This window comes from Paenibacillus intestini (genome assembly GCF_030803945.1).
Classification (GTDB): Bacteria; Bacillota; Bacilli; order Paenibacillales; family Paenibacillaceae; genus Paenibacillus; species Paenibacillus polysaccharolyticus.
This window is the reverse complement of sequence record NZ_JAURUN010000008.1, coordinates 182,222-199,766: the sequence shown is the minus strand read 5'-3', so window position 1 is coordinate 199,766 and position 17,545 is coordinate 182,222. Positions and strand designations below refer to the sequence as shown.

18 protein-coding genes are annotated in these 17,545 nt (G+C 47.1%); 5 read left to right on the top strand and 13 right to left on the bottom strand.

Going from position 1 to position 17,545, the window contains the following annotated elements; all coding sequences use genetic code 11:
• Nucleotides 1–3: 3 nt before the first annotated feature.
• Genes nagA through J2T16_RS20565 form a run of 3 tightly spaced genes read right to left on the bottom strand, consistent with a single transcriptional unit; the run spans nucleotide 4 to nucleotide 2,825 of the window.
• On the bottom strand, nucleotides 4–1,233 hold the full coding sequence (gene nagA, locus J2T16_RS20575; protein WP_499019138.1) for an N-acetylglucosamine-6-phosphate deacetylase: 1,230 nt from the start codon (nucleotides 1,231–1,233) through the stop codon (nucleotides 4–6).
• The gene (gene nagB / locus J2T16_RS20570; protein WP_090919223.1) at nucleotides 1,230–1,958 is read right to left on the bottom strand and encodes a glucosamine-6-phosphate deaminase; all 729 of its coding nucleotides are present in this window, start codon (nucleotides 1,956–1,958) and stop codon (nucleotides 1,230–1,232) included. Before nagB ends, nagA begins: the two co-directional genes overlap by 4 nt.
• 3 nt (nucleotides 1,959–1,961) lie before the next feature.
• Nucleotides 1,962–2,825, bottom strand: coding sequence for a MurR/RpiR family transcriptional regulator (locus J2T16_RS20565; RefSeq protein ID WP_499019137.1), 864 nt, complete (start codon nucleotides 2,823–2,825; stop codon nucleotides 1,962–1,964).
• Between the two features lie 286 nt (nucleotides 2,826–3,111).
• On the opposite strand from J2T16_RS20565, the gene J2T16_RS20560 reads away from it, so the two are divergent.
• Entirely contained in the window at nucleotides 3,112–3,450 is a 339-nt protein-coding gene (locus J2T16_RS20560; RefSeq protein WP_499019136.1) for a hypothetical protein, read from the top strand.
• 140 nt (nucleotides 3,451–3,590) lie between these two features.
• Here the strand turns inward: J2T16_RS20560 and J2T16_RS20555 are convergent, their stop codons facing one another.
• Nucleotides 3,591–3,818, bottom strand: coding sequence for a helix-turn-helix domain-containing protein (locus J2T16_RS20555; protein ID WP_090919235.1), 228 nt, complete (start codon nucleotides 3,816–3,818; stop codon nucleotides 3,591–3,593).
• A 330-nt stretch (nucleotides 3,819–4,148) separates the two neighbouring features.
• Here J2T16_RS20555 and J2T16_RS20550 point away from each other — a divergent pair, with 330 nt between their 5' ends.
• Nucleotides 4,149–4,988, top strand: coding sequence for a methyl-accepting chemotaxis protein (locus J2T16_RS20550; RefSeq protein ID WP_336121964.1), 840 nt, complete (start codon nucleotides 4,149–4,151; stop codon nucleotides 4,986–4,988).
• Between the two features lie 106 nt (nucleotides 4,989–5,094).
• On the opposite strand, the gene J2T16_RS20545 is transcribed toward J2T16_RS20550, so the two are convergent.
• The 5 genes from J2T16_RS20545 to J2T16_RS20525 all read right to left on the bottom strand — a co-directional run bounded on the left by J2T16_RS20545 (nucleotide 5,095) and on the right by J2T16_RS20525 (nucleotide 10,585).
• Entirely contained in the window at nucleotides 5,095–6,111 is a 1,017-nt protein-coding gene (locus J2T16_RS20545; protein WP_499019135.1) for a YhcN/YlaJ family sporulation lipoprotein, read from the bottom strand.
• Between the two features lie 209 nt (nucleotides 6,112–6,320).
• Nucleotides 6,321–7,328, bottom strand: coding sequence for a DUF4340 domain-containing protein (locus J2T16_RS20540; RefSeq protein ID WP_186811752.1), 1,008 nt, complete (start codon nucleotides 7,326–7,328; stop codon nucleotides 6,321–6,323).
• On the bottom strand, nucleotides 7,325–8,719 hold the full coding sequence (locus J2T16_RS20535; protein ID WP_154959637.1) for a Gldg family protein: 1,395 nt from the start codon (nucleotides 8,717–8,719) through the stop codon (nucleotides 7,325–7,327). The genes J2T16_RS20540 and J2T16_RS20535 overlap by 4 nt, the downstream gene beginning before the upstream one ends.
• Nucleotides 8,720–8,723: 4 nt before the next feature.
• Nucleotides 8,724–9,440 carry an ABC transporter permease subunit gene (locus J2T16_RS20530; protein WP_154959638.1) on the bottom strand — a complete coding sequence of 239 codons (717 nt, stop codon included), beginning with the start codon at nucleotides 9,438–9,440 and terminating at the stop codon, nucleotides 8,724–8,726.
• Nucleotides 9,437–10,585, bottom strand: a complete 1,149-nt coding sequence (locus tag J2T16_RS20525; protein ID WP_339832364.1) for an ABC transporter ATP-binding protein — start codon at nucleotides 10,583–10,585, stop codon at nucleotides 9,437–9,439. Before J2T16_RS20525 ends, J2T16_RS20530 begins: the two co-directional genes overlap by 4 nt.
• A 229-nt stretch (nucleotides 10,586–10,814) precedes the next feature.
• On the opposite strand from J2T16_RS20525, the gene J2T16_RS20520 reads away from it, so the two are divergent.
• Nucleotides 10,815–11,897 carry a glycosyltransferase family 4 protein gene (locus J2T16_RS20520; protein WP_312027653.1) on the top strand — a complete coding sequence of 361 codons (1,083 nt, stop codon included), beginning with the start codon at nucleotides 10,815–10,817 and terminating at the stop codon, nucleotides 11,895–11,897.
• A 93-nt stretch (nucleotides 11,898–11,990) separates the two neighbouring features.
• On the opposite strand, the gene J2T16_RS20515 is transcribed toward J2T16_RS20520, so the two are convergent.
• Together J2T16_RS20515 and J2T16_RS20510 are read right to left on the bottom strand one after the other, a co-directional pair.
• The gene (locus J2T16_RS20515; RefSeq protein ID WP_499019134.1) at nucleotides 11,991–13,481 is read right to left on the bottom strand and encodes a DHA2 family efflux MFS transporter permease subunit; all 1,491 of its coding nucleotides are present in this window, start codon (nucleotides 13,479–13,481) and stop codon (nucleotides 11,991–11,993) included.
• Nucleotides 13,482–13,722: 241 nt separating this feature from the next.
• Nucleotides 13,723–14,082 (bottom strand): hypothetical protein, encoded by a 360-nt coding sequence (locus tag J2T16_RS20510; RefSeq protein WP_221790779.1) that lies wholly within the window; start codon nucleotides 14,080–14,082, stop codon nucleotides 13,723–13,725.
• Between the two features lie 193 nt (nucleotides 14,083–14,275).
• Between J2T16_RS20510 and J2T16_RS20505 the strand changes: the two genes are divergently transcribed.
• Both J2T16_RS20505 and J2T16_RS20500 read left to right on the top strand, forming a co-directional pair.
• The gene (locus J2T16_RS20505; protein WP_221790781.1) at nucleotides 14,276–15,514 is read left to right on the top strand and encodes a glycosyltransferase family 4 protein; all 1,239 of its coding nucleotides are present in this window, start codon (nucleotides 14,276–14,278) and stop codon (nucleotides 15,512–15,514) included.
• A complete protein-coding gene (locus J2T16_RS20500) occupies nucleotides 15,511–15,681 on the top strand; it encodes a hypothetical protein (protein ID WP_167375712.1) in 171 nt (56 codons plus the stop codon). Before J2T16_RS20505 ends, J2T16_RS20500 begins: the two co-directional genes overlap by 4 nt.
• 121 nt (nucleotides 15,682–15,802) lie before the next feature.
• Here the strand turns inward: J2T16_RS20500 and J2T16_RS20495 are convergent, their stop codons facing one another.
• On the bottom strand, nucleotides 15,803–16,357 hold the full coding sequence (locus tag J2T16_RS20495) for a GNAT family N-acetyltransferase (RefSeq protein WP_221790783.1): 555 nt from the start codon (nucleotides 16,355–16,357) through the stop codon (nucleotides 15,803–15,805).
• Nucleotides 16,358–16,617: 260 nt separating this feature from the next.
• The gene (locus J2T16_RS20490; protein ID WP_260511111.1) at nucleotides 16,618–17,367 is read right to left on the bottom strand and encodes a glycosyltransferase; all 750 of its coding nucleotides are present in this window, start codon (nucleotides 17,365–17,367) and stop codon (nucleotides 16,618–16,620) included.
• Between the last annotated feature and the right edge of the window lie 178 nt (nucleotides 17,368–17,545).

The following is a 17,545-nucleotide window of genomic DNA, read 5'->3' as shown; positions in this document are numbered from 1 at the left end:
TGTTCAGCATATTTCCTCTCGACAGCTGATCCTTCTGCCCTTTACCCACACCGTATCAATCTCCAAATCCTCATGCAGCAAAACGATATCTGCCTGTTTCCCCTTCGTCAGGGAACCCGTTCGATGGTCGATACCTAGCAAACGTGCTGGCGTAAGGCTCGCTGCTCTAGAAGCAGCGATCAGACTCAGCCCTGCTTCCTGCACAAGATAACGGAATCCACGAACCATAGTCAACGTGCTTCCTGCCAGAGCACCGCCTTCTTTCAAACGCGCTTCGCCGTTCTTCACAATAACGGGCAGATCACCGATCTTGTATTCGCCATCTTCCAGCCCTGCCGCTGACATCGCATCGGTAATCAGCACCAGCTGATCATTGCCTTGTTTCAATTGAGCAAGGATCGAAATCGCGGCGGGATGCACATGAATGCCATCGGCAATGACTTCGGCACTAATACGCGGATCACTTAGCACGGCTCCTGCTGTTCCCGGCTCACGGTGGTGTAGCGGTGTCATCGCGTTAAACGTATGCACGGCATGATGCAATCCCGCCTCCACTGCGCGCTGTACGTCATCGTAAGTTGCATCCGTGTGACCAAGCGCAGCCGTTATCCGCTGTTCCCGTAGCCAGGAGATGACCTCCAGTGCACCTTCACGTTCTGGTGCCAACGTCACCTGACGGATGAGACCGGGATATTGCTTTTCCCATCCTTGTAGCCAGCTAACGTCAGGAAGCACGATATGATCCGGATTTTGCGCACCAGGCCACTTTGGACTAAAAAAAGGTCCCTCTAAATGCACGCCCTCCAGCTGAGCGTACGGCATTTCATCCGAACGGTAGCGATTTACTTCAGCCAAAACATGATCCAGACGTTCCTTCGGAGCTGTCATCGATGTCGCCAGCATCGCTGTTGTTCCCTGCGAACTATGAAATGAAGTGATCTTGTCCAGCACGTCAGGACTGGCATCCATGAAATCTTCTCCATTGCCGCCATGAACGTGGATATCGATAAAACCAGGCACAATTAAGCCTTTCCCTTGGGCAGGAAGTGATCCAGCTTCCCGACGAATCTGTTCAGGCAGACCTTCCGGTATGCCGACATATACAATTTTCCGAGCCCGCCAGGCGATCAGGCCGTCTTCCAACAATTCATTGGCAAGTAGCAGTCTGCCGCGAAGCAAGGTTATGTTTAGCTCACCTTCAGCCTCACTGACTTTAGGATTGGTTTCGGTCATCTAACCAGCCTCCCTGCCGCACGATCCAGCAATACAACCACGTTCGGATGACATTGCAGCAAAGATGCCGGGCAGGATGTGGTAATCGGACCCATGAACGCTTCGCGAATAATCTCCGCTTTCTCTTCTCCACGGGCAATGAGCAGGATCTGTTTCGCTTTTAAAATGGAACCGACCCCCATCGTAATCGCTTGCGCTGGTACTTCCTCGATGCTATCAAAAAAGCGGGCGTTCGCCTTTCTGGTCTCTTCCTTCAGACCCACCACATGGGTGCGCCCCGTCAATTCCGTTCCAGGTTCATTAAAACCGATATGGCCGTTATGTCCGATCCCGAGCAGTTGCAGATCCACAGGCCCACGATCCTCCAAACGTAGCTCGTAATTCACACATTCCTCCTCCAAATCTACTGCCTCGCCATTGGGCACATTCGTGCGGGATAGATCGATGTCGATATGATTAAACAGCTGTTCATTCATAAAACTGCGGTAACTTTCACGATGCTCTGTAGGTAAACCTACATATTCATCCAAGTTAAAAGAAGAGGCCTGGGCAAAGCTCACCAAACCTTTTTGATACAGCGTAATTAACTGTTTATAAATACCGACAGGTGAACTACCTGTTGCAAGTCCGAGTACGGCACGAGGTTTCGTTTGCAGCAAGCTGGCGATCAAGCCTGCACCTGTCGCGTTCAAATCTTCTTCATTTTCAAAAATACGAATATTCATCTGTCAAGCACCTCCGGTGTGATGGAAACGATAGGACTGCACATTGTGATACGACTGCTCAAGTTTAGGTATAAATTGATCAAAATCCGCGCTCACCATGCCTGTGAACAAAATATCAATCACATGTAGCAGCGCAATGCGTGAAGCCATGTCCCCGCGCCGCATCCCCTCTTCGAGAGAAGATGTGAAGAGCGGGATATCCGATACGGCAGCGAGTGAGTTACTGCCATATGACGTCAGCGAGATGGTGGAAGCTCCAGCCTGTTTGGCACAAGTCAGGGCATCGATGGTCTCCGGGGTTTCACCTGAGTAGGACACGGCCATCGCCACATCTCCTGGCCCCAGTGAGGAAGCGGATGTAATCTGCATATGGGAATCGGAAAAGGCAGTACAGCTTTTGCCGATCCGCACAAGCTTTTGGTAAAAATCCTGTGTAACAATAGACGACGTTGCGACCCCGTACAGGTCAATACGCCCGGCCTGGCATAATAACTGTACGGCTTGTTCCAGCCTGCCCAAATCCAGCAAACGTGTGGTATCTGCAATCGAGGCGAGATGATTCGCTTCAATCGCCTCGACGATTTTGGATAACGGGTTGCCTGCAACAATATCCTGATAAGCTGTTTCATTAGGTGATTGCGACAGCTCGGCGGCGAGTTTCATTTTGAGATCGGGAAAACCTTTGAAATGAAATGATTTGCAAAAACGAGTCACGGTCGCCGCGCTTGTCCCGCTCTCTTCAGCCAACTGGTTGATGGTCATCCCCGGCACGTCCGATGGCGATTGAATAATCACCTCGGCGATTCGTCTCTCCTGAGAGGGCAAATTGTGCAATTCTTGCTTCAATGCATGTAAGATGGCTGCCATAAGCACCTCTTTAATATGAAAATTATTTTTATTATTTTATAGTTTAAAAAGAAAATTATTTTTATATTCTTATTTTAAGCAAGGCGCTCTGGCAAAGCAAGAGGATTTTCGCTGGAGTTGATATAAGTCCATTATGTTAATCAATCAGGCTTAGTCACACCTTCAGTTCATTTGAAGTTTTCACACAGTCTGCTAAAGTTAATCGTATGTAATTTAACAACAACAGAACAAATGGATGAGTCTATATGTGATGATACTTTCAAGGATATAAAAAGGGGAACTGCTCATGAATCGTAGACAGCGTAATAAAATCGTCCCAAACATTTGGATCATTGCCGCCAAGCGTAGTGACACCGCCCACAATTACTTAGCTCTCTATGCCATTGACTGGAAACGAGGAGCCCGCTTGAGCTGGGAAGGTTGGACACGTTACGAAGATTTTTTGCAATTTCGTGTGCCGGTCAAACGAAAAGTGGCGGGAGGCGCTAACTCATCACAGCCTGCCGCTAAAATCGCCAAAAAGGCATTGTTTTTGCATTTAAATGAGGCACAGTATAAGGAATTAGAGCAGTTATTTTATCAGCCGTTTTCGAGGAAAAGATGGAAGGTTTTTTCAGAAGCATAAGCAGGCTCCACTAAAGTGATCAAGAGGTGGATTGGGATTATTGCTCCAAAATACAAACATAAAAGCCTTTCCCCATGCTTCATACTGAAGGATAGAGAAAGGCTTTTGTGTTACCCTCATTTTTAACTGTAATTCGCAGGCTAAATCTTAAGTTCTCCGAGCTTAATTAGCTCTACAACAGCCTGCGAACGACCCTTAACATTGAGTTTCTGCATCACATTGGAGATATGGTTACGCACCGTTTTCTCGCTGATGAATAACTGCCCTGCGATGTCACGCGTTGTTTTGTCCTGAACCAGCAATTCGAATACTTCGCGTTCACGGTGGGTTAACAAAAATTTGCTTTTATGATGATCGATACCCTTCAATGTTCACCCCTCCTTGCTCGGGTTGTGTTGGTGTAACAAGGTTAAGGGGATACAGTCAACTCATCTTATGTCAGATCAAGGGCGTTGGTTCAGTTTTATAAGAAAAATGGGCAGGTGGATGGGCAGTTCAGGTGGGTCAGCACATAACAATCCATTTAAGCAATCATTGCTTGCTCCATTTTCATTGTGAAAGAACAAGTGAATTCTGTATGCTTGCAGTATTTCAAATTCGTGCTTACTCTTTTATTCATTTTCTTCACTAGAGAACCGATATACCTAAAACAACTTGTATTACAATTGATAGCGTTCAATAAAAGGAGCCACACATTAATGGACATTATCCAAGCACTAATTGAAAGCATGCCTTATTTTCGGTTAGCCATCCGACAAGATGTGACCTTATCCTTAATTGATCGAGAGAAATATCTGTACTTCTCTTCAGGAGAATCGCTGAAGGAACTGAAATTTAAGACGGGAGATCCACTCCCTGAAGCTAATCGGAATTTTGCAGATCTGCAAAACGGCACAACAACGACATACAGTCACTTTCCGAAGGAGGTATTTGGCATCCCCTTTGATGTTGCTTTCATCCCTGTCAAAAACGTCGCTAACGAGATTGTCGCAGTATTTACCCTCGTATATAGCATGGAAGACCAGGATAAGCTACAGCAGCTAATGAACATCGTTGAAGGACTAACCAGCCAACTGGTGGACAGTGTGCAGCATGTTGCAGCTCATTCGGAAGAGCTGAGCGCTACCTCCGAAGAGATGTTAGGCAATACGAAAAAAGCTGTTCAGACTTCTGGCGGTGTAACTCAGGTTGCCGGATTTATTCGTGAGATCTCCGAGCAAACGAACTTACTGGGCCTTAATGCGGCCATTGAAGCCGCACGTGTCGGGGATGCAGGAGCCGGTTTTGGGGTAGTTGCCAAGGAAATTCGCAAACTGTCTGTTGATACTAAAAACGCCACTAACGAAATTGAGAAGTCCTTACTGACAGTGAGACAGTCCATCCAATTGTTAGATAACGACCTTGGCGAAATTACGGCAAGTTCACAGGAACAGGCTGAGCTCGTCAGCGAATTTATGGAAACGATTAACCACTTGAACGCAACGACCAAAGAGTTAAAGAAATTCATGCATAAATTAATTAGCATTCATGAATCTTAATAGATATTTAGTGTTTTTGGCCAAGTAATGTACTTATGTAGAAACAAATGTGCCTTTGCAGTGGATAGACATCTTCTGCAAAGGCACATTTGTTCATTTCACTGTTTTACCGAGTCACACGGTTCATCATGCCGCCATCATTATGGTTACGATTCATTAGACCATCGTGATTACGATTCATAACGCCATCACCCAGGATACCGTCACGGTTATGGGTATCACCTGCGTTCGTTGGGAAAATGCGCTCCACCATCGACTGGAACGTATCAATCATACCGCTGACTGGCTTACCATTGCGCAGATCAGTTGCATAGTTCTCCACCTGGCCTACGAAATCGGGGTTAGCAGACACATATACGTTCTCCACGTTTGGTGCAAACTGCTTGATTTTGGCTGAAATTTTACCTTTGATTTCCTCAGGTGTGTTGTCATCCGAACTGTCCATCATACGTGGACGCTCGCTTCTTGTGCCATACTGACTTTCGTTTATTGGGCGGGCTTTGCCACTATCCGTCAAACCGCGCATCATACCGATTGTTCCCGTGCCCATCGTGCCATAGATGCCGCGATCATTGCCCATATGGCTACGGTCAGTTGCTGTACCCGTATTAAGTCCCGGAGCGATTCCGCTTGTACTGTATGGGGAATTTGTGCCCGAACCGCCATGAACGCGCATACCGCCCATATCCTCATTCATCAAGCCACCACGCATCGTATCGCTGGCATGGTTACGCATGGTGCCATTCAGACGACTGCCCGGTTGACCAATCGATTTGCTACCCAGCTTGCCTGCATGCCCATGAGCCAGACGCACAGCAACATAAGCATTACGGTCCGTTAACATGACGTGAGCTGACTCGACTTCCTTCATTTCAGTAATGCGCTTTGCCAGTTCATCGCTGGATCTCAGGTCTGTGACATTGTGCATCCGGTAACTTCTTGCACGGATGCCGTCCATGCCGTTGGTTTCAACGCCGTAACGATTGATACCATGGGCTTGTTCACGAACACTTTGGGTATTCATGTTATTATCGCGATTTCCACAACCCGTCAAGCCGGCCATTACAAAAATTGCAGTAGATAATGATAACGTAATCGCTTTTGCCTTTTTGACTGTTGGCATGTAATGTTCATCCTCCAATGTGGTTGGTTTGGTTCACATAGATAGGATGCTCGTATGAAGTTACCGATATGCTGAAAGGATATGGCACTTTAACCTGCCAAGCTGACTCATTTTTATAGGTTTATGTATTTAACTCTGTACTTTTCCCCATGCAAAATAAAAAACAGCAGTGTTGCATATATAGCAACACTGCTCTGTTCTAACTTACCTCACTTCTTCGAAGATGTCTGGGACGTTGCAGGCTCCGAAGACACTGTGGAAGTTTTGAGTTTTTCCGCAACCTTCTCCATTTCTTTCAAACTAGCCGCATCCATCGTATAGGCCCACCCTTCATCCGGAGTGATCACCCAGATGGTATCTGGCTCGGAAGAGGTCGTCAGCAACCGATATACCGTAGTCGTCTCTTTCCCGTTTACCTGTTGCTGGGCTGACAAAGTGGATCGAGGAATCGCATCTTTTAATTCGGACGCCTTACGAACGTCATCGGCGGTAGTCAAATTTTTAATTTGACCGATCAGCGATATCGCATCTTCTGCCTTAATGGATTTTCCATTGATGGTCCACGTATGTTCAGACGCCGTATCCCCTTCTGCTGATGCCTTCAACATCCAGCTCGATTCTTCGCCTTCCCATTCCAGCGTACGCACATTAGATTCATCCATATTAAATGGAGTTGTATCCAGCAGTTGGCGGCGTGTGAGAGCAATGTTGGTCACCGCATCATTTTTCACAGCAACCACCGCTCCCGAATTCACCCGAACGTAATGTGCATCCCCCGCAGGTAACTGGCTACCAATAGCAAGTTTGAATTCACGCCCGTCTTTCACTTTGATATCCAGACGTGTAGCCGCAGTGCCCAAGCCGTACTTCTCAACATCCTTTGGCGACTCTTCGACAACCATCTCCTGGTCAGCACTACTCATCGCATCGAGCCAACTACCAACACTGTACTCATTAAGAGGATAGTTCTTCGGCTCAGTCATATGCCAGATGCCGTCCTTTAGTTCTAACGTTGACACAGCATCTGAATCTGTACCTGTTCCGGACTTATCTTCAGTCCCCTCATGCAGTGTAATCGCCTGAATATCTGCTGATGATATACCAAGAAGTTTGGCCTGCACGGTCTCTTCTTCTCGAAAATAATTCTGATTGGCCGCATACACCCAGCCTGCAATCAATATAACAACGACCACCAACGTTGGTATTAATTTTTTCATACCCGTTTGCGCCTCCACCATAAGAGTACACCGATGATCACAAAGATAAGCGGGAATGCCACAATCGCTACAAAAAAGATCGTTCTGGCCTGCTGACCATTCAGATACGCTATCTCATAACCAGCCTGTACGCGTGGACGAATCGTCAGACCGTCTTGTTTTTCACTCAAATAATTCACGGTATTCAAAATGAAATCCCGATTGCCGCCACTCGCAATTTCCGAATCCTGCATGAAAATGGACGACCCCAGAATGACGGCTTTGGGTTTGCCATCCAACGTATCCGCGGCATAACCGAGTTCGACAGGGCCCTGGATGTCCACCTCCTTGTCATTGTTCGTTTCATTTTGCAGCAAACCGCTAATATTGGTCTCTCCGTAACTTTCATTGGAGGAATGCATTAACGGAGACAGCTTGTATTTGTCCTGCTCCTTGCTGGTTAGTGCAATCGACAGAGACAGCATCGGGTACAGTTTGTTCTGAGCAAGCTTGTCTGTGATCGCATGACTTCCGTACTCAGGGGACACCCACAGCGGGCCCATTGTACTGGCTTGATTGTTATCCACCATAACTGCATGCTCATCAACTACACCGTAGTCAGCGATCAATGCATCGATATTTTTCCAACTGGACTTCATATCTTCTGCAAAACCGAGGGATAATAACAGCTTACCTCCACTGCTCATATATGTCCGTACGGCCTTAAGCTCAGCATCACTCAGATCACGCTGTGGCCCAATAATAGCGAGTACATCGGCATCCTCAGGTACTTTGCCAGCCTGATTCAGTTGCAACTCCTCTGTTGTGACATTATTCTGTTCCAGTGAAGAGCGTAAAGTGCCCATCTGATCCAGACTTAGTTCTTCATGTCCGGTCAGGAATACCATTTTTTTCGTCTCCGTAGAGGAAAGGTTCATCAGTGCCTGTGTTAATTTCTCCTCACCCGTAAACTGGTAAGACCCGTCGCTACCGTCCCCGTTTGCAGTGAACAAGCTGGCAATATCGATGACCTTATGCCGGTCTCCCTGCTCCAGCACAATCGAGCTGCCCGTGATCCCGTATTTGGAGGCAAGCGCTGGTTCCTGCGTCAAGTTATACTGTTTCATTTTCAGCTTACTGCTGCGTTTAGTATATTCTTCAACCATATCCGCCACTTCGCGGTTCAGGACGGTATTGTTTGCATTTTCAACCGTTAACACGAGAATGTTGACATCATCTTTGACATTTTTGATCGCCGTTAGGGACTGGTCGGATAGTGTATATTGTTTATTCGAGGTCAGGTCGAGCTGGAAGCCGCCAAGCGAATTCAGGAACAGGGTTAGCAAAATAAAGATGCCAATCACCGCGACGGACAAGACGGTACTGTTGGTATGACTTAACCATTTTTTCATCTTCTCACCTCCACCGCTTCCGTTCCACGATTTGAATACTTAACAATAAAAACACACCCGTAAGTGTGACATAGTATAGAACATCCGGTCCGCTCAGCACACCTTTGGTAAAGTTGTCAAAGTGCTTTGTCAGCGCAAACGGATCAAGCCATTTCTGTAAAATGGACCCCGTATTACCTGCGAATGAATCAAGCATCCACAAAACGAGCAACATAATAAAACCCGCCACCGCAGACACCATCTGATGCTGAGACAACGTGGAAGCAAACACTCCAATCGCCATCATGCTGGCGCCGAGGAAGAACAAACCAAGTGCAGACAACCAGACGGATGTCAGATCCAGCTTCCCGTAGAAAGACATGATGAATGGATACACTAGACTGCACAGAATGAGCACGAGCAAAATGGCCAGTGAAGCCAAATATTTTCCGAAAATAATCTCGGTCACTCGTGTCGGTGAAGTCAACAGTAGCTCGTCTGTTCCCTGCCTGAACTCCTCTGCAACGAGTCGCATCGTTAACAATGGCACGACAAAAAGTAGCATGGACAATGTATCACCCAAGACCAGGCGATAGTCTACAATGCTCGGCTGAACATATACAAAGCTGGAGTAAAACAACAGACTCGTCATCAGCACGTATACGGCAAAAACAAAATAAGAGGTTGGTGACAGGAAATACGCCTGTAGCTCCTTGTTACAGATTGCCAGCATTCTTCTCATTGGCTTCCCTCCTCTGAACCCGTATTTGAGACCTTGGGATCAGATACGTCCTGCGCGTCTGCAGCATCGTAGTTTTCTGGTTCGGACGTTGTTAACTTCAGGAATATTTGCTCCAAGCTCAGGTTTTCACGTTTCATCTCCAGAATTGGCAAACCTGCACCCGATAACAGATAAAACAGCTCTTCCCGGAAATCCTCGGACGTTTCCCCGGTGAGCCTTACGTGAACAGTAGAAGCTAGATGAGATGCTGTTTCTACTGTATCTGGTGTACCGGTTGTCTCTGCTACTGAAGCCGCTGTATGATCTTCCCCTGCTAGTTCACTTGCTGTTGCTTCTGTGTTACCTTTAGAGGATGAAGACAACGAAGACGTTGATGATAATGGAATAACTTCACTTTTTGCCTTCTCCCAAGGATTCAGCACCTGTAGCAGTTCTTGCTCCGTTGCTTTGACTTCAAGGGACACTTTGAAACGCTCTCCCACTGCAGACCCAAGTTCCTGCGGAGATCCATCGAGCACAAGCCTCCCTTGATTAATAATCAGCATTCGGTTACATAGTGTGCTTACCTCAGGCAAAATATGCGTGCTAAGTAATACGGTATGATTTTCACCCAGTTCCCGAATCAAATCTCTAATCTCGATAATTTGGTTCGGATCAAGTCCAGAGGTAGGTTCATCCAGCACCAGCAGGTCTGGCTTATGTATGATCGCTCCTGCTAATCCCAGCCGCTGTTTATAACCTTTGGATAATCCGCGCACCAGTTGTTTTTCCCTGCCCTGCAATCCCAGCCTGCTGACCATCTCACTAATCCGAAGTTTGACCTCACGCGCCGGAACATCCCTCAGATTAGCGACAAATTTAAGATATGACTGCACCGTCATATCCGGATAAAGCGGCGGCGTTTCTGGAAGATACCCAATCTTCGAGCGAACACTACGCCCCTGATCATGGACCGATACACCATCGACCAGAACTGAACCTTCTGTTGGATGCAGATATCCTGTAATCATTCGCATCGTCGTCGTTTTGCCAGCACCATTGGGTCCCAGAAATCCAACGATCTCGCCTCGCTCCATGGTGAAGTCCAATTGGTGCACACCGCGTTGGCCCTCGTACACTTTGCTCACCTGTCTCACTTCGAGCACGTCCTTCATCCTTTCCCGTTAAAAATACCCATGTAGCGCGATTAAACACAACATGGGAAGTTATTTGTATGATATGGGATGTACGCTAGCCGCAGCTTAAGATCACTTAAAATAAAGCTTAATTTTTTTTGTCTAAATTGTGAACTTTCAACATTGTACCCACACCCCGCCCTTGGGTCATACGTAACATACAGTACAGGAGAATGAGCTCCTGACCAAAAGTCAGAGGGTGAATCGTGTGAAAGTATTGTTCACGTTCTATGTTCCCAGCGGCGGTGTGGATACGCTTAACCGACTGCGAACCGCTGTATTGAAACGTCATGGCATAGAGGCACATCTATTGTATTTGAATACAGGCTCAGGCTTGCAGAATAACAGTGATACTCGTATTTTCACCGCATCCAGTGACCAGGATATTCATCATCTAATCCACAGTCAGCACTATGATGCCATTATTACCACTTCGGATATTGCCATGCCTGGTCGTTTGAGAGGACTGGGTTACAAAGGTCGGATCATTTTTGAAGCACAAGGTCTGGGCACGCGAGAACAAGCACTGGAAACCATTGAAATGGCTGTCCCCTACCTTCAAGCTCATTGCGATGCTGCTGTAATACCCCCAACCGATCATCTACTGGATATGTTCATCCATATTTGCCCTTGGCTTCATCGTTTTGTCATCCCCAACATGCTGGATACGGATGCTTTTGCCCCGATCACTGTGGACACTCCGCCTTACCCGGTTCTTGCGTGGGTCGGACGTCTGGAGCACAACAAAAACTGGCGTGAGTTCCTCGAAATTTCCCATGCGATTATTAAAAAGAAACCAAAAGCCAGGCTGTGGCTCTTCCACGATCCCACCTTGGCTAATCCGGAAGATGAGGTCATGTTTCGGCATCTGCTCGCCGAGTATGGATTAGAAGATCGCATCGGGATCTTTGTGAACGTTCCCCACTCGGAAATGCCAACCTTCTATTCCATGGTTGCTGCTTCAGGAGGGATTATGTTATCCACTTCTTTACTCGAAGGTTTCGGTTATGCCGTAGCCGAAGCCATTAGCTGTGGTTGCCCTGTACTCAGTACAGATTCGGATGGCGTTCGTTCATTTATTACTCACAACAAAACGGGTAAATTCTATCCGATTGGCGATGTGCATGCCGCAGTAAACGAGGCAATGGATCTAATGAACAACAAGAAACTTCGGGAATATATTCGTATCCAGGGAAGACAGCATCTGAGTATATCCTTTTCACCCGACCGATACGCAGCCTCTTTCCGCGAAATGATGACGGCTTTGAGAATTTTTCATTGAGCACGATGGGTATGCAAAAAGGCAGTCCAGAGAGCATATGCTTCTGGACTGCCTTCAATTTATTGCATACTGCCTTTGTCAGGCAGATACCTATTAATGTCCCATCATCATTGCAGGGTCAGGACTATCTCCTGTCTGCAATTCCGGTTCCGATTCAGCTACACGCTTTGGTTTACGCAGAATCAGACTAAGCACACAACCGAACAGCGCAATGCACGCTGCGAGGAAAAACGTATCATTGAATCCGCTCACCAGTCCGTTTACGATATCCGCTTTCTCCGTACCCATGGTGTGACTTGTCACACGAGAGGTAAGAAACCCGGTAAGACCTGCTACCGCAAAGGATACCACGACCTGCTGCGCAGCAGCTGTCAGAGGTGTCACACGTGCCACCAGTTTGCGCGGTGCCGCATTCAATACGTGTGTGTTCAGTGGCATCATGGACAAGCCCATACCAAATCCCATCATAAGCAAGGCTGTAATAATAAGACCCAGCCCTGTCGTAGCTGTAATCGAGGACAAAATAAACAACGCTCCTGAAATAATACCCAGACCTACAAAGGCCAGTGGTCTTGCTCCAATCTTGTCAAACAATCGGCCACCCAGTGGCATGGAAATCCCGGAAGCCAGCGCTTGAGGCAGCAGGATTAGTCCTGTCTCGAGTGCCGTGTATCCTTTGATCTGCTGCAAGTAGAGCGGGATCAGAATCATGGAGCCGAACAATGCCACTTGGGCTACCCAAGCTAGGACAATACCTCTGGAGAAGTCGGAAGAGGTAAACACCCGAAGCTCAAGCAACGGATTTTTTTGACGAAGCTCTACGATAATAAACAGGATAAGCGCTACACCGCCAACAATAACGCCCGTAAGTGTTGTCGCAGACGTCCAGCTCGTGCCGCCTTCACTTACACCGTAAGCCAGCATGGAGAAAGCAATCGGTGCAAGGATCATACCCAGCAAATCCAGAGCAGGTGTGCGACCACGGTCGGTATCCGGTAAGAAGCGAACACAGAGTATGAAAGCCGCAATACCAATCGGCAGGTTAATCAGGAAAATCCAGTGCCAGCTGACCGATTCAATAAACCAGCCGGACAATACCGGACCGAGCGCAGGAGCAAGCAGCATCGGAATACCGAGCATACCCATAATGGAACCTCTGCGTTCTGGCGGAGCCAGACGAAACACCATGGCCATCCCGATTGGAGCAACCATACCTCCGCCAAGTCCTTGAATGACACGAAATAAAATCAACTGCTCTGGTGATTGAGCAATCGAACACAATACAGAGCCAAGGGTAAACATGGCAATCGTGAATAAAAATACTCTTTTGGCCCCGAAACGGTCGGTCAGCCATCCTGCTAGTGGAATTACAGCGGACAAGGCGAGTGTATACCCTGTAACTGTCCATTGAATGGTTTTCAGGTCTGTCTCGAAGTACTGTACCAGATTTGGAATAGCTACGTTAACGACCGTGCTGTCCAGAATGACCATAATCATGCCGACGATAATCGATAGAAGAGGCAGAATAATCGTCTTAATTGAAAATTCTTCTGTCTCCTGTGGTACTGATGTTTGTTGTTTCACGCATTCACTCTCTTTTCCGGCGTCGCAATGGCTTCAGGATGATCGGGCCTGCGGACTGCCTATAATGACGATTGTTTCAAACCATCGTTTTAAATCATTGTTTTAAACTTTCGTTTTATACTGGTTTAATTTTAATGAAAATACCTTTGCTGTCAAGCTATTTTTCAAGGCACCGTTTTATATAAAAAAACGACAAAAAAAGAAGCAGGCCTCTCGCCTGCTCCGTATCGTTGTGTACACATTAATCAGCAAGTTTGATCATCTGATGCTCCGACAATACGCCGATGAGCTGTCCATCCCCGCTGCGACAGTAGATTCGAATCAACAGATGGTTTGGTACTGAACTATTACTTATGATTTTCAACTCACAGATTTCGCCGGACACATTCAGATTATGAATGACATAGCTATTTGCTGCCGTTCCGGAGCCTGGGTTTACATGAAATAAGTTTCGGTACATTTCTCCGTAAATTCCGCCTACTCCAACGTATACATCTGTTCCTTCCCCATCTCCAACATAAGCAACTTCCACATCCATATATTTCACAGGAATAAACGTTTGAAGCAAATTCTCATGCATCTGGATGATATATACGGCCATCTTGTATCCCTCCTGCGGAGCCTGAATTCTTCGCAATTCTCCCTGTAGACAGAATATGTTTCTTCTCGTCCATTGGCATGTACAGTCACCTAATTTTAAGGATTGCAACGGATGCCCGACCTGAACTCCCGTTTATTTCATAGAATAACAGGATAGGAGTTCGGCCTGTGCAGGCCGCGACAAGGAGGTCATTATGAGAGTTCTGCTCGTTACGTATTGGGAACTTACACATATGGGAGGCATCTGGACATATATTAAACAACTCGCCGACAGACTCGGTGCCCTCGGTGTTGAAGTGGATATCATGGGCACAAACAGCGCCAAAAATGAAGTATATGTTCGTAATCTCAATCGTTCTTTCTCGAAAGATCTGGTATGGCCCATGTTGCAAGCCAAGCTTAACCCAAACGACCTTCCACAATTCACAGCTGACTCACTGCTGGCTTATTACGAATTGAACAGATATGCTTTTGAGATGGCTGCTTCCTATCTTGGCGTGGAACAGTATGACGTTATTCATGCTCAAGACCCTGTTGCAGCTGTAGCGATCAAACGGATTATGAAGCGAAACATACCGCTCGTTACAAGTTACCATGGAGCTCTTGCTCGCGAAGCGTTCTACGATGAGCAAAATTCCAATCCACAGTTAACACTATCTGCCTATTTGCAATCCAAACGCGGACGTTATTTCCTCTCACTGGAGCAACGCAGCGCGGCGCAATCTGAATTGATTCTGGTGTCGAGTCACTGGATTAAAAGCACGGTGACTGAACTCGGCGTGCCGGAGTCCAAATTCAGACAAATTCCGTATGCTGTCGATCTGCCGAATTATCGTAAAGCTGCCGCTGCCAGGTTCCCTCATCGCGCACCTGCGGGCAAGAAGGTTATTGCTTTTACCGGAAGACTTGAATATATCAAAGGGGTTCATGTGCTGATCAAGGCGCTCGCCAGCCTGAAGACCAAACGTTCGGATTGGGTGTGCTGGATTGCAGGAGAAGGCAATCTGCTGGATGAGTTACGTGGTCAGGCTTCTAACGCTGGTATTGCCGAAGATATCATATTCTGGGGCAAGCTGGACAACATCCCTTCTTTTCTCAAACAAGCGGACATTTATGTGCAGCCAAGCCTTCAGGACACACAGCCTTTTTCTGTTACCGAAGCACAGCTTGCAGGCGTTCCCGTCATCGTCAGCGGCACAGCGGGCATGCCCGAAATGGTTGAACCGGGGCACACCGGGTGGGTCGTTCCCACGCAAGATGCCGATTCACTCAGCGAGCTGCTGCATGCGCTGCTTGAGGATGATGCAACTCGCAAAAAGGTAGGAGCCGCCGCCAAATCATGGGCTGAACAGCATCGCTCCTTGGAAGAAATGGGATTACGTACACTGGATGTATATCAAGAAGCGATCTATAGAGGAGGACTCCGGGCATGACCTTGCTTGTTCCAAGTGATCTGTATAATCGCTGGTTTTCCGTTCCCGTCTCCACGCCCCACATTGAGGTGGATTACGAGACGATGAACGCACTTATGCAAAAGCTTCCGAAAGGATATGTGTTTCCCGATCCGGTATCCATGGTTATTTTGAATGAAAAGGACTAAAAAATTACTCTCCGAGTAGCCTCTTCAAGGCTAATGTGCAAGCATTACAAAAAGAAGCCACAGATCTAAATCTGTAGCTTCTTTTTTTCATAATCTACTCATACCTCAACACTTTTTCTATTTAGTCGGATGCCAACTTTGAATACATATACAGATCATTAAACGTATCCATCGAACCTGGTTCTGATCCACTTCCTGCTCTCTCGTAACCTCTCAGCGTTCCTTCCCGCGTGAAATCTAGCTTCTCCAGCAGTTTAATAGAGCTCACGTTACGGGGATCAACTTTTGCTTCAATCCGATTGAGTTTCAAAGAAGAGAAGCCGTGAGTTAATAGAACAGATACAGCCTCCATTGCATACCCTCTACCCCAGTAAGCTTTGGCCAGATCGTACCCGATCTCGGCTCTAGCTTGTTCATTATCAAGATAGTTATAACCGCAGGAGCCCATGATCACACCCGATTCCTTTTCAATAATGGAGAAGCGGATAGCCTTCTTTTCCTCAGCCAGATCAGCGAGCAACTGAATCATCTCCAGCGCTTGTTTTTCATCCGAGAACGGGGAAATATTCATAAACATGGCGACCTCTGGGTCAGACCATACCTGAAAGAGCTCAGTCGAGTCGGAAGCTTTCATTTGACTTAAATGTAGTCTTGTCGTGTGTAATTCGGTAATCAATACGTTAACCTCCATTATTAGTAGTTAATAGTCCGGTTATCCAATATTGATATCTGCGCATCATTCAGTCCCTTCTATGTACAAGTCACCGTTCATTATACAGGAATTTCGCTATCTCATCCTTTTCAAAAAAAGAGCGAATACCTGAGTAGCATCTTCCACTGCTGCTCAGGTATTCGCTCCTCATACTCCGTATTTTAGCTAATCATCCTGCTGATCCATGTTGCTCTGCTAGATAGACCTACAATTGCAATCGTCCATCATTTCCAATACCCGCCAACGTGCAACAAATTAAGCAGGATTGGACGGTGTTTCTCCTGAACACGTTCCATCTCCGCGACCAGTTCCTTGAAATGACGTTTCGTGCCCATCGACTCGTGCAGCCGGTAACACATCAGTGGTTCACTAAAGTAGAACAGTTCATACAGCGGGAACAGCCTTAGCCACATCTCATAATCATGCGTATACCGAAAATCCGTGTCGAACACCCCAAAGCGCTCAAACGCCTCCATCTCCACCATTACGGTGCAGCCATTAATCGGGCAGCCTTCCATCAGTACCTGTAACATCTCCAGACGGCTTCCCACCTCAGGCTGCACCGTATCCAGCCATTCACCATGTTCATTGATGTAATGATACGCCCCATGACAGAACGACGCTTTGACATCAAGCATAAACTTCAGCTGTTTTTCCACCCGATTCAGCAGCATCACATCATCCGAGCTGAGCCAAACAAAATAGTCTCCTGTTGCATGTTTGATGCCTTCGTTAAGTGCGGTCGCTGTGCCGCCATTCTCTTTGCGAATATAATGAATCTCTTCCATAAACGGCTGTAGCCGCTCCACATGTTTGGTCGACCCATCATCCACCACGATCACCTCAATATGCGGATACGTCTGGTGAAGGGCACTGTGAACGGCCTGCTCGATATACGGACAATTATAAAAAGGAATCACGATCGAAACCTTCGGCTCCATCCGGGCATCCCCTTCCTCCTCAAATCTCTGCAAACTGTTGCGTCTCCTCCAGTATATGAAGGTTTCTACCGGCCGTATCGGGCGTTCATAGCAGGGTTAACGTACATTTTGTAGCATAGCGCAGAACCGTCACAGCCTCCGGCACTTTCATACACATAGAGCTCATGATTATGCGTACGTCCCGTTCTCTGCCCCTTCTCTCTCTTACAAA

Coding starts and splice junctions, on each gene's coding strand:
- nagB (WP_090919223.1), bottom strand. CDS start 1,958: ATGAATATTCGTATTTTTGAAAATGAAGAAGATTTGAACGCGACAGGT.
- J2T16_RS20565 (WP_499019137.1), bottom strand. CDS start 2,825: ATGGCAGCCATCTTACATGCATTGAAGCAAGAATTGCACAATTTGCCC.
- nagA (WP_499019138.1), bottom strand. CDS start 1,233: ATGACCGAAACCAATCCTAAAGTCAGTGAGGCTGAAGGTGAGCTAAAC.
- J2T16_RS20500 (WP_167375712.1), top strand. CDS start 15,511: ATGACCTTGCTTGTTCCAAGTGATCTGTATAATCGCTGGTTTTCCGTT.
- J2T16_RS20550 (WP_336121964.1), top strand. CDS start 4,149: ATGGACATTATCCAAGCACTAATTGAAAGCATGCCTTATTTTCGGTTA.
- J2T16_RS20560 (WP_499019136.1), top strand. CDS start 3,112: ATGAATCGTAGACAGCGTAATAAAATCGTCCCAAACATTTGGATCATT.
- J2T16_RS20535 (WP_154959637.1), bottom strand. CDS start 8,719: ATGAAAAAATGGTTAAGTCATACCAACAGTACCGTCTTGTCCGTCGCG.
- J2T16_RS20530 (WP_154959638.1), bottom strand. CDS start 9,440: ATGAGAAGAATGCTGGCAATCTGTAACAAGGAGCTACAGGCGTATTTC.
- J2T16_RS20510 (WP_221790779.1), bottom strand. CDS start 14,082: ATGGCCGTATATATCATCCAGATGCATGAGAATTTGCTTCAAACGTTT.
- J2T16_RS20505 (WP_221790781.1), top strand. CDS start 14,276: ATGAGAGTTCTGCTCGTTACGTATTGGGAACTTACACATATGGGAGGC.
- J2T16_RS20540 (WP_186811752.1), bottom strand. CDS start 7,328: ATGAAAAAATTAATACCAACGTTGGTGGTCGTTGTTATATTGATTGCA.
- J2T16_RS20545 (WP_499019135.1), bottom strand. CDS start 6,111: ATGCCAACAGTCAAAAAGGCAAAAGCGATTACGTTATCATTATCTACT.